The organism is Salinibacter ruber DSM 13855, assembly GCF_000013045.1.
GTDB classification, from domain to species: domain Bacteria; phylum Bacteroidota; class Rhodothermia; order Rhodothermales; family Salinibacteraceae; genus Salinibacter; species Salinibacter ruber.
This window is the reverse complement of the sequence record NC_007677.1, coordinates 495,165-517,041: the sequence shown is the minus strand read 5'-3', so window position 1 is coordinate 517,041 and position 21,877 is coordinate 495,165. Positions and strand designations below refer to the sequence as shown.

The window sequence follows — 21,877 nt, the reverse complement described above, 5'->3', positions numbered from 1 at the left end:
GTGGGGCCCGGTGGGCTCACGCCGGTTCTGCACGCCTCCCGTTGTGGCCGCTGTGGCAGGCCATCCCGCGTGTCGGCAGTGCCACCGCCCCCTCGTCGGACCAGGGGCACCGGATGGCGCCGTCGTGCGTCTCCCCCACCGGGCGCACGCGTCGAATTTTCTCACTCGTCCAGGCGGCGCGCACGGCGCAGGGCCCCCACGACCGGCTCGTGGCGGAGCACCTCCACGGACCAGTCCGGGACCCGGTCGGCAAGCGCGCGACGGAGGGCCGCCGCGTAGTGCTCGTTCTGGAGCATCCCCCCGAGCAGGGCAATGCGGGGGGCCACGTCGTCCGTCTCACCAAGCAGCCACTCGACCTGGCGCACCAGCTCGTTCACCTGAGCGGTCAGAATGTCCGTCGCCACCGTGTCCCCGTCCGCCGAGGCCTCGATCACGAGCGGCGCCACGTCCTGGAGAGGGGGCCGGTCCTGGTACACCCAATGAATGAGGGCGGCCCGTTCGTCGACGCCGTACTCCTCCGCGACGCGGGGGCGCAGGATCGTGTCGGCCCCGCCGTCGAGGGCCTCCGCGACGGCCCGCAGGCCCGCCTGGCCCACGGCGTACCCGCTGCCGGGATCCCCCAGAAGGTGCCCCCACCCCCCAACCCGACGGGCCGTTCCCCCCCGCGTCCGGGCCAGCACGACGGAGCCGGTGCCCGCAATGACCACGAGCCCGCTCTCCGCACCGAAGGCCGCGTCCAGGGCAATGCAGGCGTCATGCACGACCTCAACGGAGACCGACCGGGCGTCGTCCCCAAGTGTTCGGCGGAGCCGGTCGGCGAGGGCCTGCTGCTCGTCGGGGCGGCCGGCCCCGGCCACGCCCGCACAGACCGACAGGTGATCGACGGGCCGTTGGGCCCGAAGGGTTTTTTTTACCAGGGCGGACAGCACCTGGACCGACTGGTCCATCCCGACCCGCTGCGGGTTGGCGGCGGGTCCATGACGGTCGATCCGTCCCGGACACTCCTCGCACTCGGCGAGCAACAGCGTCGTGGAGCCACCGGCGTCAAGGCCGACGAAGAAGGGATTGGCAGACACGGAGAGAGGGAGAGAGGGCCAGTGTCGAAAATGAGATGCGGGGTGCGTGCGGGCGCTCCGCCCACAGCCACCGTCTAGTCAACGGTTCTGTTACAACGGGGGTCAGTATAGGCACTGGGGCATAGAACTGGAACGCCCCCGTGGAAGATGGAAGCGGTTCCACCCCCCCCTTTCGCTCAAAGGGCCGTCTCGGCCGGCCTGGGCGGGAACGGAAAGCAAAACAGGGACCGGTTCCAGGCGGGCTCCTCCGCCGGCCGTCTCTCAAGTCGCCGTTTTTCCCATTGAGCCGCCGTCCAACACCGGAGCCGCGCCCCTAGGGGTCGCCCCCCCGCAGTCGCAACGTCACTGTTCCGGCGCGGGGCCGGGAAGCAGCGGGCGGGGCGGCCCGTCGATCGCGCGGTGCACGATGTCGGCCGCCCGCGGACGCACCTGCGTGATTCGATCGGCGGTGTCGTCCGGGTACACGCGGTTCGTGAGCAGGACGAAGAAGAGGTCCTCCGCCGGATCGACCCAGAACGAGGTGCCCGTGTAGCCGGTGTGCCCGAAGCTCGCTGCCGAAAATTCGTCCCCGGCCGAGGAGTATCCCTCCGCACTTTTGGTGTCCCACCCGAGGGCCCGAGTACTGCCCGGCACGTCGGCCTGGGCGGTGAACGTCTCGATCGTCTTCGGCTCCAGGAACTGTCGTCCATCGATTCGCCCCTCGTGGGTCAGCATGTACCCGAAGCGGGCCAGATCGGCGGCCGTCGAGAAGAGCCCCGCGTTCCCCGAGACCCCATCCATGTCGCGGGCCATCGGGTCGTGGACGCTTCCGCGGCGCCGCGTGCCCGCGGTGTCGGTCGTGGGCGCCACCCACGCCCGGGTGACATCGGTGTCGTAGAACCCCGTCTGGTCCATCCCGAGCGGCTCGAAGATGTGCGTTCGGCAGAACGCATCGAACGGCCGGCCGCTAATCGTTTCCACGATGCGCATGAGCGCAATCGCGTTGAGCCCGCTGTAGGTGGACCGGGTGCCGGGCGTGTACGTGAGCGGCTGCGCCATGAGGGTGTCGAGGAGCGCCGCGCGCGTCGGGCCGCGCTCGTCGGGGTCCAGGTACGGCTTCAGGCCCGACGAGTGGGTAAGCAGTTGGCGCACGGTGACCGCCTCCTTGCCGTTCTGGGCGAAGTCGGGGAGGTACCGGGCGACCGGGGCGTCCAGTTCCAGCGAGTCGGCCTCGTAGAGCTTCATGACGGCGGTGGTGGTGGCCACCACCTTCGTGAGCGAGGCGAGGTCGTACTGGGTGCCCGTCTGGACCGGTTTCGTCTCGTCGTAGGTATGGTAGCCGTAGGCGTCGAGCCGCGCGAGGGCCGGCCCGCGCCCCACGGCCACGGCGGCGCCCGGAAACGCGCCGTCGAGCATGGCCGAGCGGAGCAGCGTGTCGAGGCGGGCAAGCTGCGCGCCGTCCATGCCCACCGATTCAGGGGGGCCCTCACGGGGCGCGACCGGGGCGAGCCGACGCCCTTCTCCCTTCTCGGCCACCCCCGGAATGGTGACGGGCAGGCGCCCCGGCGTGCCGGCGCCGCCCCCGAGCGCCTGCGCGGCGGCCCGCTGCGACGCCTCGCCGGAGCCGTAGGCGGCCAGGATGGCGTCCGGGGCGGGCTCTAAGCCCGTCGGGGCGTAGGGGTTGCCGAAGGCTACGAACGCGACCGGCGTGTCCGTGCCCGCCAGGTCCTCGAGGAAGTCGTGGTGCATGTCGCTGAGGCCGATGGACCCACTCCACGCCTGCACGCGGAGAAAAGACGGCACGACCACGACGTCGTAGTCTGCGGCGTCCGCCAGGTGGTCGTTTACGTCCGTCGAGTCGGAGCGCGGGTCGAGACGACGCGTGTCGAGGGTTTCGATGGCGGGCTGGGCCCGGAGCCGGTCGACAAACGTGTCGCCCGTTCCCGGATACTCGCTGTCACTGAGCGTGACGACGAGGGCGTCGTGCTGCTCCGGCGGCGTGAGGGGCAGCAGGGAATCCGCGTTGGCGAGGAGCGTGAGCGACTCGCGGGCCACCGTGCGGGCCAGCACCTCGTGGGACCGCTGCGCCACGCGGTGCCGGGTCGTGTCGAGCGAGACCCGCCGCGTCTCGTGGAGGCGGAGGTCCTGCTTCACCCTCAGGAGCCGCCGCACCGAGTCGTTGATCTCGGTCGTGTCGATGCGCCCGCTGGTCACCGCCTGCCGGACCGCCTGGTGTGCCGCGTGCGGGTTGGTGGACATGAGCACGAGGTCCGCCCCCGCCTCCAGCACGCGCACCGCCGTCTCGCCGACGCCAAACGTGCGGGTGACGGCCTGCATGTTCAGGGCGTCGGTCACCACGAGTCCGTCGAACCCGAGCTCCTCCCGTAGAAGGCCGTGCGTCAGGGGGCGGGAGAGGGTGGCCGGCACGCTGTCCGCCGCAATTTCGGGGAGGGCGAGGTGGCCGGTCATGACGCTCCGCACGCCCGCGTCGAAGGCCTGCCGGAACGGCGGCAGTTCGAGGGAGTCGAGGCGGCTTCGGTCGAACCGAAGGACCGGCAGGTTGATGTGCGAATCGACGTCCGTGTCGCCGTGGCCGGGAAAGTGTTTCACCGTCGCGAGGGTGCCGCCGCGCTGCGCCCCCCGGGTGAAGGCCGACGCCATGGTCCCCACCAGGGAGGGCGACTCGCCGAACGAGCGGACGTTGATGATGGGGTTCTTGGGGTTGTTGTTGACGTCCGCCACCGGCGCGTAGAGCTGGTGCACGCCGAGCGCACGGGCCTCCCGGGCCGTTGCGTAGCCCACCCGGTAGGCGTGGGACGCGTCCCGCGTGGCCCCGATCGCCATGGCCGGCGGGAACGAGGTGGCCGCGTCGATGCGCATGCCCACGCCCCACTCCGTGTCCTGCGCCACGAGGAGGGGCCGTTCGGCCTTCGCCTGCAGGTCGTTGGCCATCGCAATCTGGGTCATCGGCGTGCCCGGCCCAAAGATGAGCCCGCCCGCCCCAAACTCCTCGACGAGCGCGACGGTCTCGCGGTACGAGGGGGTGTTCGCGTTTTGGAATTCCCCGTCGATCCGGACCACGAAGAGCTGCGCGATCTTCTCGTCGAGCGTCATGTCCCGAAACTGGCGCCCGGCCCAGCTCGATTTGGGCGGGGCCTCCGCCGTGTCCGCAGCCCCCCGATCCGACATCGAGGACCCCGCCGAGAGGGGGACCGGGCCCGGCGCCCCAAAAATTAGAGCGGCGACCGCGAGAACGACCACGAGCCCCGCGGCCATGAACGAGCGTCGAGACGAAGACATCATGGTGGCACAAGCCGTTCAGAAAACACACAGACTCCCCCTCTTTCCCCCTATCGTTCTTCCGTCGCGTCCTTCTCCTCTTTCATTTCAATCAGCGAGATCTCGTCCCGCTGCAGGTCCCGCCACAGGTACGCCGCCGCCGTCAGCGCGACCGCGATGCAGCCGGCGCCCCAGAGCGTCCACCCCAGAATGAGATACCCGGTGCCGAAGAGGGTGCTGTACACGAGCACGACCCCCACGAGCCAGTCGAGCGCGAGCCGCCCGAGCCCGGAGTCCGGCGTCACGTCGGGGTGTCGCTCCGCCACGGGCGTCCAGCCGGGCCCGCCGGGATGGACCGTCCGGTAGAACGCATCGAGCGTCTCCGCGTCGGTCGGGCGCGTGAGGAAGGTGGCCGCGAGCCAGACGACCGTCGTAAACCCGACCACCGAGTAGAGGTTCAGGGGAAAGTCCGCCTGCAGGCCCGGCACCTGCACCCCAAACACGTTGAGGACGAGGGCCGCCACGGTCAGCCCGATCGGGGCCAGGGTGGCCGCCATCTCGCTCCACGCATTTACGCGCCACCAGTACCAGCGCAGGATGAGGACGAGCCCCAGCCCGGCGGAGGCGGACAGCAGCAGGCCCCACGCCTCGGCGATGGTGTCCAGGAAGAGGGTGACGACGAGGCTCAGCAGGGCCACCCCGAACGTGAGGACCCGCGAGACGCGCACGTAGTGGGCCTCGTCCGCGTCGGGCCGCACGAAGCGCCCCCAGAAGTCGTTGACGAGGTACGAAACGCCCCAGTTCAGCTGCGTGGACACCGTGCTCATGAACGCCGCCAGGAAGGACGCAAAGAGGAGCCCGAGCAGGCCGGGCGGCAGCACGTCCTTCATCACCAGGACGAACCCGGCGCGCGGCTCGTCGAGGTCCGGGTACAGCACCAGTGCGGCCAGCGCCACGATGATCCAGGGCCAGGGGCGCAGGCAGAAGTGGGCGATGGTGTACCAGAGCGTGGCGAAGAGGGCGTTCGGCTCGTCCTTCGCGCTCATCATGCGCTGCGCGATGTAGCCGCCGCCGCCCGGCTCGGCCCCCGGATACCAGCTGGCCCACCACTGCACCCCGGCGTACGCTGCGAAGGCCAGCGCCGAGAGCGAAAAGGTCGCCGCCCCCTCCGCCGCCCCGCCGATCGTGGGCAGCAGGTTGAACGTCTCGTCCGGAAGCTGCTCGCGAAGACCCGCCACCCCGCCAATCTCCGGCATGTCGAGCACGAGCACGGCGAGCGCGATTGTGCCCCCCATCGCCACCACGAACTGGAACAGGTCCGTCACCATCACGCCCCAGAGCCCCGACAGCAGCGCGTAGACGGACACCAGCAGGATCAGCCCGCCCGTCACCACGAGCGCCGCGCTCATCTCCCGCCCCAGCACCGAAAAGGCCGCCTGCCCGAACAGGGTGAGGTCGGGAAAGAGCCGGTCGATCACCGTCTCCATCGCCAGCGACACCCACCCGATGATGAGGATGTTCAGCAGAAGGCCGAAAAAGAGCGCCTTCAGGCCACGCAGCCACGCGGCCACCCGCCCGCTGTACCGGAATTCGACGAACTCCACGTCCGTCATGACGCCGCTTCGGCGCCAGAGGCGGGCAAAGAAGAAGACGGTGAGCATCCCCCCGATGGCGGCGTTCCACCAGAGCCAGTTGCCCGCGATGCCGTTCTGGGCCACAATCTCCGTCACCAGAAGCGGCGTGTCGACGGCAAACGTGGTGGCCACCATGCTCGTCCCGGCCAGCCACCAGGGCATCGCGCGGCCCGACAGGAAGAACTCCGAGGTGTCCTCCCCGGCCCGCTGGTAGAAGTAGAGCGCGATGCCAAAGGAGAGGATCAGGTAGGCGGCGACAAAAAACCAGTCGAAGCTTGTCACGGGCAGGGGCGGGGCCAACCAGGAAAAACAAACAGAGAGACGGCGCGGGCGGAGGGGTCAGGCGGCCTCGGGCACGGGCCGTCCCGTGGGGGAGCGTCCACGGCGGCGCGCCCAGGGCCCGCCGGTCGACGACTGTGGCTCAACGCCCCCTTCCTCCGCTCGATTTCGGGCATTCGGATCGGTCCGGGCCCCGAGCTTCACAGTCCTAGCCGGCTCCACAGTGGGGTCCGAAGATCGCTGCCAACTGGTCATGGCGAGACGCAAAACGGCTGCTCAGTTCGACGTGTGGGCGCCGCCCTCCTCCGGCCTCACTCCCCGGTCACCCAGACCTTTCCGTCCTGACGGATGTGCACGGTCGTTCCCTCCGCCCCGGGCGCCGCGATTTCGTACATCGTCTGGGTCGTGCGGAGCGTGGGGGCAAAATCGCGCTCGGGAAGCTGCACGTTCGAGGCGTTGAGGGCCGAGAGGGACCCGGCGTACGTGCCATGCGCCTCGTGGTGCGCCCGCTGACGGTGGTAGAGGCGCCGCAGGGCCGCCTTGACGCGCCGATTGGGGCGCTCGTCGACGGACACGGTCGCGGTGCCGACCTCGGCGTCCGCGAACTGCACGATGCCCCAGTGTTCGGGCCGGTGCATGTCGATGGCTCCCTGCGGCGACCACACCCAGTTGCGCTCCGGATGCGCCTTCGTGGTGTCGAGGTCCTTTTCGTAGGTGCCATTCTTGACGGCAAGGGGCCAGTCGACCCGCGAGAAGTTGAGGCGCCACTGCTCGCCGGCCTGGGGCGGACGTCCGCCGGGGGCGGCCTCTTCCAACGACGACCACGGCAGCTTTATCTCCACCGTCCACCCGTCGTCGGTGTCCGAGGGGTCGTTGAGTGTGCCCTGCACGTGCACGGCCGCGTCGATGCCCCGTACGTCCCAGGCGTCGACGGCCGGTCCGCCGTCGCGGTAGGGCTTCAGGAGCATCAGGTCCCACACGGTCTCGAGCGCGTTCACCTCCACCTCGTAGTAGTTGTGCGTCGTTCCGTTGGGGTCGATGAAGACCTCGAAGTCATCGTCGTAGTACACCACCGTGTCCCGCTGGGTGAGGGTGCCCCACACGTCCGGCTCCTCGAGGGAGGCCGCCACGTAAAGGGCCTCGTCGTCCCACAGCATCTTGGCCCGGGTGCGGAACCGCGGCGTCGGGGCGTCGCGCCCACGAATGTCGACGAAGTCGGCGGTCCACGGCGCCGCGGCCCAGTCGCGTTCGTCGAGCCGCCCGTCCACGGCAATCGGTCCGGACGCGCGGTAGATGGCGTAGGTGCGCGGGGGCGCCTCGCTCTCGGGATTGTTTTTCGCGGCGTCCCCCGAGGGCCGCCCCACCAGGGCGGAGACCGACTCGCCCCCTGCGAGGACGAGAACGAAAACGCCGACGATCGTCGTCAAGAGAAAGCGTCGCATGGAACCGCGGGCCGACGGGAAAAGCAGCGCCTCACAGAATAGAAGGCACAGGATCGGTCCGCAATGGGGACGGAAAATCGGAACCGCTTCCAAACCCTCGTCGGCAAAATGAGGGGCGTCACGAGGCGACGCATCGTTCGACCGAGCCCCCGCCCGCGGTCTTCGTGGTGGGATGTTCGTCGTCTGTTTCGACCGCGGGGCGTTCCGCCGTGGCGCCCCCAAGCTACGGGTTCTGCCGGGCCCCGCAGCTCTGCCGCACCACGAGCTCCGGCTCAAGCTCCGTGTGCTCGGGATTGGGCTCGGCGTTTTCGATGTGGTCGATGAGCAGGTCGATCGCCGCCTGTCCCTTCTCGTACACCGGCTGGCGGACGGTCGTAAGCGGGGGAATGGTGTACTGGGCGGCGGGCAGGTCGTCAAACCCGACGAGTGCGACCTCGTCGGGGACCGCGTAGCCGGCCTCGTTGAGCGCGAGCAGGGCGCCCATCGCCATCGTGTCGCTGGCACAGAACAGGGCCCGGGGCATCCGCCCCTGTTCCGCCCACGCCCGGACGATGGAGTGCCCGCTCTCTTGGGAGTAGTCCCCCTCGGCGACGTGCCGGTCCGACACTGCAATCCCGGCCTCCGACAGGGCCCGCTCGACGCCCTGTCGCCGGTGTGCGGACTCCTCCAGGGCCCGACTTCCCAGAATCAACCCGATCTCTTCGTACCCGAGGTCGCAGAGGTGACGGCCCGCCTCGTACCCCCCTTGCTCGTTGTCGATGTCGACGGAGCTGAAGGCGTCCCAGCTCGTGTCCTGTCCGATGAGCACCGTCGGGGCCCCGTCCGCTTCGAGCGTCGACGCAACGAGGTCCGTGACCTCCGTCGTCACCAGGACGTACCCGTCGAACCGGGAATCCCGGGCCCGGTCCTCAATCTCGTCTTCCATCCGGTCGGAGACCATCGACAGCGATACGAAATACCCGCGCTCCAGGCACCGCTCGAAGAGCCCCGAGTACAGCAGCGGCCAGTAGCCGTTGGCCAGCGACTCGTCTCCCCGCCGGGGGGTGAGCACACTAATCTCGAAGGAGCGGTCGGTGGCGAGGCTCCGGGCAACCGAGCTGGGGCGGTAGTCGTGCTCTTCGATCACCCGCATCACCCGCTCTCGGGCCTCCTCGCTGACATTGGGGTGGTCGTTCAGCACGCGGGACACCACCGACCGGGAGACGTACGCCAGCTCGGCCACCTGATCAATGGTCATGTCGTCTTCCATGGCGGGATTGGGGCGTGTGTTAAAAAGTCGACGTACCCATCGCGCACACAGAACCGAGGGGGGCGACACTGTGCCTCCGGAGACAGGGGCTTTGCCGTGCCCACAAGGTAGGACGTCGAAACGAGGGAGACAACCCGTGGAGTGCCTCGGCGGCGTACGCCCCCCGCACCGCCTTTTCTCGTCCCTCGCACGGCCTGCTTCATTCTGCCCCCGGGACCGGATGCGCCTCCCCTACGCTCTATCCGCCTCGCGGCAGGACAGCCCCCTTCGCAAGTCCTACGGGGATGTGGGGACCGTGACGGTCCGGCCGCCCCGCCCCAGCGTGTCGAACGTCCGCAGTCGGACGGTGGCCCCCTCGGGAACCGGCACCGGGGCGGTGTATCGGGGCGACGTGGCGGTCGGGCGGGTGCCGTCGGTGGTGTAGCGGACCGCCAGCCCGGGCAGGGCCACGTTCGCCCTCAGCGTCCCCGCCTCCACCGTGGCCCCGGGCGGGGGGAGCCGGTACGACCAGTCCGGGTGGCGAATGCTCAGGCGGGGCAGCTCACGGTGCCCGAGCCGATTTGCAAACGCCGTCCATGCCTCGGCCCGCCGGGCCCGGAGTGCCCCGCTGTCGTCGAGCGTGGCCCAGCCGGGCCGCGGGGCCCACGCCCGTTCGGCGAGGCTCAGAAGCCGCGGGACGGCCATGTACTCCATCCGGTCGGGTTTGCGCAGGGTCTCCCCCCAGAGCTGTCCCTGCAGGCCCCGAATGTTGTTCCGCGCGGTGTCGGCGAGGCGCACCTGATCGGCAAAGGCCGTATCGGGGTCGATGGGGTGCCCCATCCTCGTGCGGTCGGCGCTCTTGTAGAGGTCGAACGGCACGAAGGCAAACGGGGCCTTCGTGTCGACGAAGCCGGCCCAGTAGTAGCCGTCCTCTCGGGGGTGCTTGCTGTAGGCCATGTCGAAGTAGAAGTTGGTCGCCTGCGCCATCACCACGTCGTAGCCCGCGTTGGCCAGCCGGTAGGCGCGGTCTTCGGTCCCGCCGCCCCAGATGTTGCTCCAGACGTAGGGCTGAACGTCGTCGTCGACCAGGGCCTCGTTCGGGGTTGTGGTTGCGGACCGGTGATCGGCCTCTTCCAGCCCCACCTCCTCCCACCCCGCCATGGCAATCCCCCGCGTGGCGAGTGTGTCCTGAAACCGGCCCAGAAAGTGGCCGAAGAGATCGTCGGCCCCGTCGACCCCCTCGGTGCGCGCGATGTAGTCGTCGCAGATGGGAGAGCCCGCCCACGCGCCCTCCGGCACCTCGTCCCCGCCCACGTGGACGGCCGGGAGCGGCGCCCCCGCCGCCTCGTGCAGGCCCCGCAGCTCATCGACGACGGTCGACAGGAATCGGTAGGTGGATGGGCGACACACGTTCATCACGTTGTCGTCCCACCCCTGCACGGACTCGTAATCCGACGTGTCGGCCGGGTCTCGAAGCCGGTACGCGCGGGCCGCCGCCGTGTCTCCCGCCGCCCGGAGTCGGCGCGTCCGGGCCTCCATCGCCTGGATGGCGGCGCGGGCGTGGCCGGGCACATCGATCTCGGGCATGACGGTGATGTGGCGCGCCTTCGCGTAGCGCAGGATGTCGAGGTAGTCCGCCCGACTGTACCAGCCGCTTCCGCGCGACGCCTCGGGGGACGGGCTGGGCCCGGACCCGTAGGACGGCATCAGGTGGGCCTGCTCGTCGAGCGTGTGGCCGCGGCGGCCGCCCACACGGGTCAGCTCGGGCAAGCCCTCGACGGCCAGGCGCCACCCCTCGTCGTCGGTGAGGTGGAAGTGAAAGGTGTTCAGCTTGTAGAAGGCCATGATGTCGAGGAGCCGCTTCACCGCCGCCACCGACTGCATGTTGCGCGCCACGTCGAGGTGGAGCCCCCGATGGTCAAATCGGGGCGCGTCCAGGACCTGGACGGCCGGCACGTCCACCGGCGACGACGGCGCCCGGTAGGCCGCCACCGGGAGCCAGGCCTCCAGGCTCTGCCCCCCGTAGAACACGCCCGCGTCGGTCGCGCCCGTGATGGTGATGCCCGTCTCCGGATCGACCGTGAGCCGGTAGGCCTCGGCCGACGCCGTATCGACGGCGGGCCGCGGTGCCTCGGCGCGGCGGAGCGTGATGGCGGCGGCGGAATCCGTCCGGGTCGTTCGGGGCCGTCGTCCCAGCGCCGCGGCCAGCCCCGCCGCGAGCTGCCGGGCCTCGGCGGCCAGCCCCGCCTCGTAGCGGATGGTCGCGTCCGCCCGGAGCGCAAACGCCCCGGGACGCCGATGGATGGAGTCCGGCGTCGGCACAATGCGTCCCTCCGCGTCGGGCGGGCGGGCCGTGAGGGAGCGGTGGTCCGCGTACCGGGTCGCGGGGGTCGGGACGGGCCAGGTGTCGCCCGGGCCGCGGGACGTCTGGGCGGGACGGGTGAAGGGCTCAACGGTCACGTCCGACACGACGGCCGGCGGCCGGGCCCGGCCCTCCGCGTCCTTGAACACGACGTAGAAGCCGGCCGGGGCGTCGATGCGCTTGATGACCGACCCGGGGGCCTCGACCGTCACCCGCAGCTGGTCGCCGGGCTCGATCGGGGGGAGGTCGGCGTCCGGCTCCAGCCGATAGAAGTCGCCGTTGAGCCGCGTGATGCGCACCGGCGCCGTCACGCTCGCCGGGTCGATCTGGCGCGAGAAGTTGAAGTAGAGCGTCCAATGCGTCGTGCCCAGCGCCACGTCCCCGTGGTTCGCAATCGTGAACGACGACCGAAATCGGTTTCCGTCGTCCACCCGATTCGTCTCCACGCCCCAGCGGATGGAAAGCTCGTCGGCGGGCGGATGCGTGGCGTCGGACTGGGCGTGCGCGGCCAAGGTCCCGCCAAAGAGCAGAAGGAGGAAGGAAAGCAAAATGTGACGCATGGAGCGGGCGAAGCGCAGGCGGAAAACAAGCAAAGAAAAAAGGAGGGCCCGCGTAGGCCCTCCCCTGTGGTTTTCTCGGCGGAAACGGTAGCCCCCCCGAGCTCATTCGGCGCACTGGTCGGCGTACGCCCCACAGTCCCACCACACCCGCGCCGTGAGGCGGTTCGACTGCGTGATGTTCTGCCGCTCACGGGCCTCCTGGTAGTTATCGCCATTGAGGTCCCTCTCGCCCTGTGGATAGTCCAGACGCCGAATGAACTGGCCGCCGGTGTCCCCTTCCTCCGGAGCAGGAGTCAGTTCCGGATAGCCCGACCGACGCCAGTTTGACCAGGACTCGATTCCATTGAGGAAGGTCGCCGCCCAGTACTGGTTGTTGATCGCCCGCAGGCGCGCTTCTCGTCCGCTCGGGAGAGAATTGTCGGAAAGATACTGGGTGATCTCCGAATCGCTCACGCTCGTGTTCTCTCCGTACCGGGTGATATAGTTCATGGCCGCCCGCACCCCTGCTTCGTAGTGGGCCTCCGCCGATCCGGGCACGTTCCAGCCCCGCACCGCCGCCTCGGCGAGCATCAGCTCCACCTCCGCGTAGGTCTGGAAGAACATCGGATCGTTTCGGTCCCGAAGGTTCGGGTGGATGCGCGTGTACTGGTCTAGGTCGTCGGTGTACTCGTTGCTCGCCGCGAGCTCGTTGTTATCAAACCCGTTGGGCATACCGCGCTGCTGGGCCGGATCCTCAACCAGTGCACTGTCGAGCCCCCCCGGAGCGAGCGCTCCATACTCGGTGAGACGGGGGTCGCTTTTATCCTTCATCCAATCCACGAACGTCTCGCTGAGCCACTGTCCCGGGAAGCTCTGCATGACCTCACTGTGGGCGTTCGTATTGAAGCCCGCCGGACCGCCCGACGGCCCCGATTGGTGAGGCACGTAGGCATCATCTTCGACACTCTGCATGACCCCCCCGTCGGCGTTGACCGCCTCCTCGGCCCAGCTCTGCGCCAGGTCCGGCCGCACCTTCACGACACGGAGGGCCAGGCGCAACTGCAGCGAGTTGGCGAATCGTTTCCACTGCTCGATGCTGCCGTTGAAGAATAGATCTGCACCTCCAAACGTGGGTTGCGATGCGTCGAACTGATCGACCGCCGCCCGGAGCTCATCGTGCAGGTCCATATAAATGCTGTCCTGGCGTGTGTAGTGGGGCGTGAATTCGCCCTCCAGCGCGCCCTTTCCTGCGTCGAAGTACGGAACGTCCCCGTAGACATCAGTGAGACGTTGAAACGTGAGCACACGCATGATGCGGGTGGCCGCCAGCCGATTAACCTGACGAGGCTTTCCTTCAAGCTCGCTGATGAGGGTCTCGGCGTTGGTGACGGTGCGGAGAAAATTCGACCCATTGGGCCCTCCCCCGTACCGCGTGTCGAAGAAGGACGCCGACCAGGCCCCCACGTACTGGTTGAAATTGCCCGCGTAGAAGCCCGGGTTTGCGATATGCTGCACGATCGGCATCGTGTAGATCAGATTCGTGCGCCACATATCAAACCGGCTCCCAGAGACCCCGAGCTGGAGCGTTGTGAACTCCAGGTCCGGATTCGGATCATTGGCGGTCGTGGGGTCCTCGTTCGTGTCCCCGAAGTCCCCTACCCCATCACAGGACAGGAGGACGAGTGCCAGCACTCCGGCGGAGAGGAGGGAAGCAACACGAGCAATTCGCGAGCGAGTCAGAAACGGCATGGCGGGAGTATATGGAGTAAGGGGGAGAGTAGAGGAGGTCGGGGTGGGCCCGCAGTCAGAACCGGAGATTGACCGATGCACCAATACTGCGCGACTGCGGAACGCCCGCCTGCTCGAAGCCCGGCGTGGCTTCGCTGTTGTAACTCGACTCGGGACTGATATTCGGTACCGAGTCGTACAGATAAAACAGGTTTCGGCCTACCACCGAAACGCTCGCACTACGCACCGGCACACGGCTCATCACGCTGCTCGGGAGGTCGTAGCTCAACCGGAGCTGGCGGAGCTTGATGAAGTTGGCGTCGTAGACGAACTCCTCGGCAATCTCCCCGGAGATCCGTCCGTAGTACTCGGAGGGCCGAACGCCGACATCGTTCTGGCGGTCGACGGTGACCTCCCCCTCGCCGTTAACGCTGCCGATCACGCCTTCTCCAACAAAGCAGTCCTCCGGATACCGGCCGTTTGAGCCAGCTTGCTCGTCACAGGCCGCCCGGGCGTCGAGCGTCGCCTTGTGGAGGCCGTTGCCGTAGGCGTTGGCGTTGGTTCCGGAGAAGACCTTGCCCCCCCACTTCGCGTCGATCAGAAAGTCCAGGCTGACATTCTGGTAGGAGATTGTATTCGAGAAGCCGAGCGTCCAGTCGGGGGCGCCGGTGCCCAGCACTTCTTTTTCTCCCGACAGGGGCAGTCCGTCCTCCCCGTGGACGATGCGGCCCTGATCGTCGCGGACGTACGTATTCCCGTAAATCGCATTGGCCGGCTGCCCAACAACCTGGGCAATGTTGGCCGTGGCCAGCCGGTTTTCCGGCCCTACCCGCACATCGAGGCCCGGCGCGAGGGACTCAACCTGACTTCGGTTCGCCGCGAAGTTGACCCTCGAATCCCAGGTCCAGTCCGCCGTCGAGAATGGGATCGACGTCAGGAGCAGCTCCACGCCTGTATTTCGGATCTCGCCGCTGTTTGCCGTCCGCGCCGTGTAGCCTGACGCCGACGACACGGTGACGTCCAGAATCTGGTCGACCGTGCTGCGGCGGTACCAGGTAAAGTCGACGCCGAACCGGTCGTTGAAAAACTGCGTCTCGAATCCGAGCTCAATCTCTCGCGTGGACGTCGGCTTCAGGTCGAGCAGGGGGACGCTCAGCTGTGTGATCGTTTCGAGGGCCTGCCCTTGGTGCTGCCCGATGATGCCATAGGTCAGACTGGTCCGGTACGGATCCGTATCCCCCCCGATCTCCGCCCAGGAGGCCCGGACTTTGCCGTAGCTCAGTGCGTCCGGCAGGTCGAAGGCGTCGGTGAAGACGAAGCTTCCGCTTACCGACGGGTATACGAATGGATTGTTGTCCTCCGGAAGGGTTGAGGACCAGTCACTGCGCGTCGTCAGCGTGAGGAACAAGTAGTTTCGGTAGGTGAAGGACGCCGACCCGAAGAAGGAGCGGATTTGCTGCTCCGAGAAGTCGTAGTTGCGAGTGGGGTTGGCCGTGTTGGAGATTGTCTCTAGGTCGGGAATGCTGAAGTTTCGCCCGAAGACGCCCACCTGTTCAAACTGGCGGTGTCGCAGACTGCCCCCCACGTCGAGCCGGAGCGAAAGCTCATCGGTGAGGGAGGGCGTCGCGGTCGCCAAAAGCTTCGAGTTGCTCTCCCACACCCGGTAGGTGTCCTCTGTCATGGATCCGCCCGGCTCGAACGCGGACCCAAACGCATCGACGTTCGTGCGCCGGAGCGAGTACCAGTCGAGCCCCGTTTGTCCCTGTAGGGAAAGCCAGTCGTTGATCGAGTAGTTCAGGTTGACATTTCCGAGAATACGGTCCTTGTCGTCGTCGGCCTCCAGCTCATTGACGGCCCAGTAGGGGTTGGTCGGAAGCCCGTCGGAGGTAAATTGCTTCTCAACGCCCTCCTCGGTCGCACCCGGCTGCAGGGCGCTTTTGGGAATGTTGTTCGGCAGAAACGAGATCAGGTAGTTCGGATTCCGGGCCGCATCGTTCAGAAACGTCCGGTTGTCCGTGAGCTCATTCTGGTACGTGACGCTTGCGTCGGCCGTGAGTCCCCCGAGTCGGGTCTGCCCCCGAAGGTTGATGTTGGTCTGCTCGTACCCCGAATTCGGGACGACGCCTTCGGTGTTCTGGTGCGACGCCGACAAGCGGAGCGAGGTGTTCTCGAAGCCTGCATTGATCGACAGCGAGTGCCGCTGCGAGAGTCCTGTTCGGTAAAACCCCTGTCGGTCGGCCACATCGTCATACGGCCGCACCGTCCCGTCAAACTGAGGAGCCTCGTCCACCTCACCAAGCGGGGCTCCCCAACTCGAAAGACCGGCGCTGAGCGCCGCGTCCTGATTCGACGGCGCCCGGCCCTGCGTGCCTTGTCCGTACTGGCTTTGGAAGTCGGAGAAGCCGCTGATAACATCCTTGGCCGTGACCGTGGAGCTGTACTGCACGCTCACCTCCCCCGGGGCCGACGTGCGGCCCGTCTTCGTCGTGATCAGTACCACCCCGTCTCGGGCCCGGGTGCCGTAAAGCGCGGCGGCCCCGGCCCCCTTCAGCACGGAGATGTCCGAGATGTTCTCCGGACTTACTACTGACAGCGCACTTCCTCCATCCCGACCGCCAAACTTGCCAGCCCCTCCAATGACCGTGTTGTCGATGGGAACCCCGTCCACGATAAAGAGCGGGTCGTTATTTCCCGCAATCGACGAGACGCCACGGATGTTGATGCTTGAGGATGAGTTCGGACCGGACGCATTGGAGCTGAGAACCAGTCCCGGCACGTTTCCCTGTAGTAAGTTCGCCGGATTGGATTCCGTGACGTCCACGAGGTCCTGGGCCTCAATACTGCTCGTCGCGTAGCCTACGGAGCGCTGCTGCCGCTCGATGCCAAGCGCCGTCACTACAACCCCCTCAAGCTCCTGTGATTCCGTCTCAAGCACGACGCGAATCTCTGAGCGCCCGTCGACCGGGACCGTTTTCGTCTGGTACCCGATGAACGAAAACGTGAGGGTGTCCTGGGGACTGTCCACCGCAAGACTGAACCCTCCGTCCGGGCCTGTGACGGTCCCTCGGCTGGTGCCCGCCTCTCGAATGTTCACCCCCGGAAGCGGAGACTGATTGTCGGCGGACACGACGGTGCCGGTCACCTCGAAATCCTGTGCGTGCACGGCCTGCACTCCCCCCGGCAGCCCGCAAGCAAGCAGGACCCCGAAGACGGCCGTCAACACGATCTTAAAAGACGAATACGAAGAGACGAAGGGGGGCATGGCGGTGTGACCTGCAGTCCGTGAGGGGGGAGCGCAATAGAGACGGCGTCGTGGACGTCTCAGACCGTCCGATTTCGGTTGACCTACTGCTTCGCATCGACGGCCTGTCCGATGGATGCGCTTCCATGATACCCCGACGGGGTCTGTCAGATCAAGGAACTGTTATCTTTTGGGACCGCTTCCACCTCCTTTTGGAAGCGGTCCCAAGCCGGGGCAATCGACCAGCGATCTGCCCCTTCGTGGCTCTGACGTCGCAGGGGCGTTGTGTGGCGTCCCCTCAACACCAGACGGGCTCATCACGGCGACAGACCTGTTGCCGCTTCCGGGTCGGTCAGTTGAGCCCGCCGCACGGCGAGCCACGCGCTTAGGCCCGCCCCGAGCAGGGCGACGCCCGCCAGGGCCCCGAAGAGAAGCGGAGGGCCGGCGAGCTGCAGCAGTCCCCCGGACAGGGCGGCCCCCGCCGCCCCGATGCCAAAGACGGCGAGATACGTATAGCCGTAGGACAGCCCGCGCGTGTCGGGCGGGGTGTACTCGGCCACCGTGGCCTGGTAAAGCGGCTGCACCAGAAACAGCACGAAGCCCAGGCCCGCACTTACGACGAGCAGCGCGCCGGTCCCCCCTCCGGCCACCGGCAAAAAGACGACGGCCACCAGGGACAGGAGCCCCAGTGCGCCGGCAAGGACCCACTCCGTCCCGCCTCGATCCGACAAGCGCCCGCCCACGTACTGCCCCGCGATGCCCACCGCCAGGAGGCCGGCGTAGACGTACCGGCCCGCCGACACGTCGATCGGCAGGTCGACCGTTACGAGGGGCGTGAGCAGGTCCGGCAGGAAGGTGAGCACCCCGCGGTAGTAGAGCCCCGACAGGGCCACGAGCACGAACACCCCCGCGAACCCCGACGCGAAGAGGTGCCGCGTCTGCCGCCACAACGCCGTGAGACGCCCGGGGTTCGCCGAGGCCGTTGACGACGGGCCGTCGGTTGCGTCGTGGCGCCCCACGGCCGCGGTCTCGTCGACGGACGCCCGCCAGGCCCCGGCCGCCGCGATGAGGCCGGGCAGGCCGAGCAGGACGGCCACCGTCGCCCAGTCGAACACGAGCAACAGGAGGGCCGTGAGGAGCGGGCCGCCCGCAATGCCCACGTTGCCCGCGATGCCGTGGTAGGCCAGGGCCCGCCCCCGCTGCCGCACCCCCGTACTGATGAGGGCGAGCCCGGCGGGGTGGTACACGCTGGCCGCCGCCCCCCACGCCAGCAGCGCCGCCCCCAGGCCCCACAGCCCCGGAAGGAGCCCCAAGAGCACGAACGCGGCCCCCATCCCCGCAAGCCCACAAGCAATGAGTCGGCGCGACCCGAACCGGTCCACGAGGATGCCGCTCGGCAGCGCCCCGGCCCCGAACAAAAAATACCCGCCCCCTACCACGGCCCCGAGGGTCGCCTCCGCAACGCCCAGCTCCGCGAGCCAGACGGTCATGAAGATCGGAATCGACAACTCGTAGGTGTGGACCAGCCCGTGGCCCGTCGTCACGAGCGCAATGATGGAGCGGTCGTTGGCGTTCATGAAGGACAGATAGAAGTGGCAGAAATCGATCCAAAATGTTGACTTCGTGCGGACGAGTTCTTTCTGGATCCCGTGTTGCGTATTGCGTAAGAAATCGACGCGATACGCAATACGAAATGCGCACTATCCCCGCAGCTCCCGAAGCACCGGCATCTCCTCCAGGTCCGCCGCCGAGAGGGCCGTCCAGTCGATGCCGGTCGGCGGCGCGGGCGGATCCGCAACGTCGATCGTCTGCTCCGGCGTCACGATCCGGGCGAGGGGCAGGTCGTGCGGGTCGGTCGGCACCGACGCGACGCGTTGGCGGGAATGCACCGTCGTCGCCACCGGGACCGGGTCGTGCCCGAGCTCCCGCAAAATCGCGTACTCGAGATCGCTGTACCCTTCCCCCTTCCCACAGCGATGCCCGCCGGTCGTCACGGCCACCGAGCCGGTCACGATTGCGTCGAGCGGCGGGAGGTCGTCGAGGGCGACCGGCTCCGCCCAGCGGTCCATCTTCGAGAGGCTTGCGGCCGGCTTGGTCTCGTCGTCGGAAATCGACGCGGGGTCGAGCCGCTTGAACCCGCCACGCAGGCGCGGCGTGGGCACGAACACGACGCACCCCCGCCGCAACGCCTCGATCCGCACGTGGCGCTGGGGCGCATCGGGGTTGACCTTGAGGCGGCGGGCCCCTGTGAAGGGCGGCTCTTCGAACAGTCGCTCGGCCGCGGCGGGCGCCCCTTCAAAATTTGGGATGCGGCCGTGCGGGGGAAACGGAAAACGTGCGATCCCCTCGTCCTCCAACGCATCCCACACGGCCTCTCGGGCCGCTGATTTGGTGTCGAACCGGACGTCCATCGGGGCCGTCTAGGCGCAATGCGTAGAGAGGCAGGAGAAGAATAGTGGGGGGTTGTACGCCCCGGGTCACAGGGCGTTCAGGGGCCTCCACGGTCGGACCCATCCAAATCGGACATCATAAGGAGAGCCACACTGGGCCCACTTGTGCGTTCAGCCCATCCGAGTTTCGTCACCGATCCCGTACTTTCGTCATGATACAGCGCCTGCTCGTTCTTCTGGTTGCCGGGGCGGCCGCCCTTCTCGCCCCCGCGGCCGCTGCGCAGTCCTCGAACATCGAAACGATCGAAGGCTCGAGCCCCGGGGAGAAGATGACCCTCACCATCACGCCCCACGTCCTGAACGACGACGTGTCGGCCCGGGCCGTCGGCATCGAGAGCCCGACCGGGACCCGCTGGGCCCTCACCCTCATCGGCATCAGCCGGGCCGACTCCGTCGGGCTCTCTCTGGGAGAGGAGGCCCTCCCCATTGCGGACGTCAGCCGTCCTGGGAAGGACGAAGTGGGCCCCACCCGGGTGTACGTGTCCCAAGAGACATTCCTCACGGTGGCCGAGCAAAGTAGATCTCGTCTTCACGTAGGCGACGCCACGTTGTCCCTCCCCGCCCCGATGCGCGCCGATATGCAACAGATCTTCGACACTGTCTTGTAGCCTTGCAGCGCGTGTCCGGGTGCGGCGACGGACCGCGCCGTGCGGTGCTGAACCGCCACGCCTTCCTTTTGCCCCCCTACCGATCGGGGCGCATCACCACACCGGTGTGACCCGGAACTTCCAGAAGCAGTACAGTGCCGTTCTGCTGGAGTCTGGCCGCAGCGTTTTTCGGGACGTTCCGTAGGATCTCGTAGGGGCGACGGAGGGAATCCGGGAGGGACACACGCACACTGTGCGCCGCGTCGCTCCGGTTGAGTGTGACAAGCACGGTGTCCGCCGGGTGCGTGCGAGCGTAGGTGAGCATGTCCCGTGCGTCATCGGCCTGCACCACACCGAAGGATCCGCGGCGCAGAGCCTCGTGCTCGCGACGCAGCGAGATGAGGTCTCGGTAGGTCGCGAACAGATTCTCGTTGAAGGCCACCGGGTCGGCCGGTCGGTCGTGGCCGTACGGATGGTCATCCTCCACGTCGTAGTCCTTGTCGGGCCACACCATGGGCTTCCGGTCGTCGGGGTCGTCGGCGCCCCACATCCCGGCCTCATCGCCGTGGTACACCATCGGCGCGCCGACGTACGTCATCTGGAAGAGCACCGCGAGCCGCTGGAGGCGTCGCTCCTCTGCGGTGGGGGCCCGGACCTTGTAGTTCGGGTTCTTGCGCAGGTCCACGATCGCGCCGTTGTCGTAGTCGAACCGCTCCGGCTGGGCATAGCCCGTGTCGGCACGGTTCACCACCATCGTAGCGAGACGGGGGGTGTCGTGCGACCCGATCAGGTTCTGAAGCCCCCGCCGCACCCGCGGCGGATGGGCCGCCCGGCGCTCGCGCAACAGCTCGGCGAAGCGAGACGGCTCGATCGCGTGGTCGACGAGGAAGCCCTTCAGGGGAAAGGCGAACCCGTGGTAGTTCATCGTGGCCGAGAAGCCCGTCTCTTCAAGGTAGCCGGAGGCATCCTCCCACACCTCGGGCACCGTGTACGCCTCCGGGTTAATCTCTCGCACGTGGGCGTTCCACTCCTGCCAGAACCCCACCGGCACTTCTTCCGCCACGTCGAGCCGCCACCCGTCCACGCCGTCTGACGGGTCGCCGTCCCCATCCGGATCCATCCACTTCTTGGTGGCGTCCAGGATGTACTGCTTGGGCCCGGCCTGTAAATTGGTGCTGGCCTCGTTAGTAGCGAACTCAGGGAGGGACTTCACGCCCCACCAGCCCGTGTAGTCAAACTCGCTGGTGTCCGGCGTGGCGGGGTCGTCGAAGGAATTGACCGCGTACCAGTCGGCGTAGCGGGACTCAGCCTGGTTCTCGACGAGGTCCTCGAAGGCGAAAAAGTCACGTCCCGTATGGTTGAATACCCCGTCGATAATCACCCGCAGGTCGCGGGCGTGAGCCTTCTCTAGCAGCACAAAGAAGAGCGAGTCCGCCGCGGTCGTGTGCCAGGTAGAGGGGTCCGTGGGATCCTCTCGGGCAATGAGTTGTCGATCACCGTCGGGGTCCGGGCCAAAGTTCGGATCGATGTGGTGGTAGCTCGACCCGTCGTATTTATGCAGGGAGCGGGCGGAGAAGACCGGATTGAAGTAGAGGGCCGTCACCCCGAGGGAGTCGAGATACGGCAGGCGGTCGATCACGCCCTGCAAGTCGCCGCCGTAGCGCCGGTCGTACACCCCGTCGTAGAAGCCGCCCATCTGCTGCTCCCAGTCGGCCTGCTCGTACCAGTCGCGCGTCCAGCGGGTGGGCCGCCACGAGGCCGGCACGTCCGCAATCGGACGCTGGAGCGTCTGCCGGGTGGGGTCGTTCGACGGGTCGCCGTTGCGGAAGCGCTCGGGAAAGATCTGGTACCAGACCGCGTCCTGCGCCCAGTCCGGCGTACGGTCGGCCGGGGCGATGGAGGGGGGCTTCTCCGATGTAGACTGACACCCCATCAGGCTCAAGAGTCCGAACAACACCCCCAGTGCCGTTACGGAAAACACTGAAGATTCCGTTCTTTTTCGGTTGTCCACCAGGAAAAAGCAGAATCCTGACACGAGCAGAACAATTCTCCT

At 67.6% G+C, this 21,877-nt stretch carries 12 protein-coding genes; 1 reads left to right on the top strand and 11 read right to left on the bottom strand.

Annotated elements, in window-relative coordinates:
- Window positions 1-161: 161 nt before the first annotated feature.
- The 10 genes from SRU_RS02010 to SRU_RS01965 all read right to left on the bottom strand — a co-directional run bounded on the left by SRU_RS02010 (window position 162) and on the right by SRU_RS01965 (window position 19,198).
- A complete protein-coding gene (locus SRU_RS02010; RefSeq protein WP_011403152.1) occupies window positions 162-1,076 on the bottom strand; it encodes an N-acetylglucosamine kinase in 915 nt (304 codons plus the stop codon).
- 342 nt (window positions 1,077-1,418) lie between these two features.
- Window positions 1,419-4,358 carry a glycoside hydrolase family 3 N-terminal domain-containing protein gene (locus SRU_RS02005; protein ID WP_011403151.1) on the bottom strand — a complete coding sequence of 980 codons (2,940 nt, stop codon included), beginning with the start codon at window positions 4,356-4,358 and terminating at the stop codon, window positions 1,419-1,421.
- A 47-nt stretch (window positions 4,359-4,405) separates the two neighbouring features.
- Entirely contained in the window at window positions 4,406-6,250 is a 1,845-nt protein-coding gene (locus SRU_RS02000; protein WP_011403150.1) for a sodium:solute symporter family protein, read from the bottom strand.
- A 308-nt stretch (window positions 6,251-6,558) separates the two neighbouring features.
- Window positions 6,559-7,689 (bottom strand): carbohydrate-binding family 9-like protein, encoded by a 1,131-nt coding sequence (locus tag SRU_RS01995; protein WP_112902985.1) that lies wholly within the window; start codon window positions 7,687-7,689, stop codon window positions 6,559-6,561.
- Between the two features lie 223 nt (window positions 7,690-7,912).
- Window positions 7,913-8,938: a LacI family DNA-binding transcriptional regulator gene (locus tag SRU_RS01990; protein WP_043551852.1), complete on the bottom strand. Its 1,026-nt coding sequence runs from the start codon at window positions 8,936-8,938 to the stop codon at window positions 7,913-7,915.
- A gap of 276 nt (window positions 8,939-9,214) precedes the next feature.
- On the bottom strand, window positions 9,215-11,839 hold the full coding sequence (locus SRU_RS01985; RefSeq protein ID WP_231847286.1) for a family 20 glycosylhydrolase: 2,625 nt from the start codon (window positions 11,837-11,839) through the stop codon (window positions 9,215-9,217).
- A 102-nt stretch (window positions 11,840-11,941) separates the two neighbouring features.
- Window positions 11,942-13,567 carry a SusD/RagB family nutrient-binding outer membrane lipoprotein gene (locus SRU_RS01980; protein ID WP_013060921.1) on the bottom strand — a complete coding sequence of 542 codons (1,626 nt, stop codon included), beginning with the start codon at window positions 13,565-13,567 and terminating at the stop codon, window positions 11,942-11,944.
- 55 nt (window positions 13,568-13,622) lie between these two features.
- Window positions 13,623-16,808 (bottom strand): SusC/RagA family TonB-linked outer membrane protein, encoded by a 3,186-nt coding sequence (locus SRU_RS01975; RefSeq protein WP_013060920.1) that lies wholly within the window; start codon window positions 16,806-16,808, stop codon window positions 13,623-13,625.
- 296 nt (window positions 16,809-17,104) lie between these two features.
- Window positions 17,105-18,364, bottom strand: coding sequence for an MFS transporter (locus SRU_RS01970; RefSeq protein ID WP_011403144.1), 1,260 nt, complete (start codon window positions 18,362-18,364; stop codon window positions 17,105-17,107).
- Window positions 18,365-18,487: 123 nt separating this feature from the next.
- Complete coding sequence (locus SRU_RS01965; RefSeq protein ID WP_011403143.1) at window positions 18,488-19,198, bottom strand: 5-formyltetrahydrofolate cyclo-ligase; 711 nt, start codon at window positions 19,196-19,198, stop codon at window positions 18,488-18,490.
- A 191-nt stretch (window positions 19,199-19,389) separates the two neighbouring features.
- Here SRU_RS01965 and SRU_RS01960 point away from each other — a divergent pair, with 191 nt between their 5' ends.
- Window positions 19,390-19,845, top strand: coding sequence for a hypothetical protein (locus SRU_RS01960; protein ID WP_103016435.1), 456 nt, complete (start codon window positions 19,390-19,392; stop codon window positions 19,843-19,845).
- Between the two features lie 76 nt (window positions 19,846-19,921).
- Here SRU_RS01960 and SRU_RS01955 read toward each other — a convergent pair whose 3' ends face one another.
- Window positions 19,922-21,757 (bottom strand): glycoside hydrolase family 13 protein, encoded by a 1,836-nt coding sequence (locus SRU_RS01955; RefSeq protein ID WP_011403141.1) that lies wholly within the window; start codon window positions 21,755-21,757, stop codon window positions 19,922-19,924.
- Window positions 21,758-21,877 lie beyond the last annotated feature (120 nt).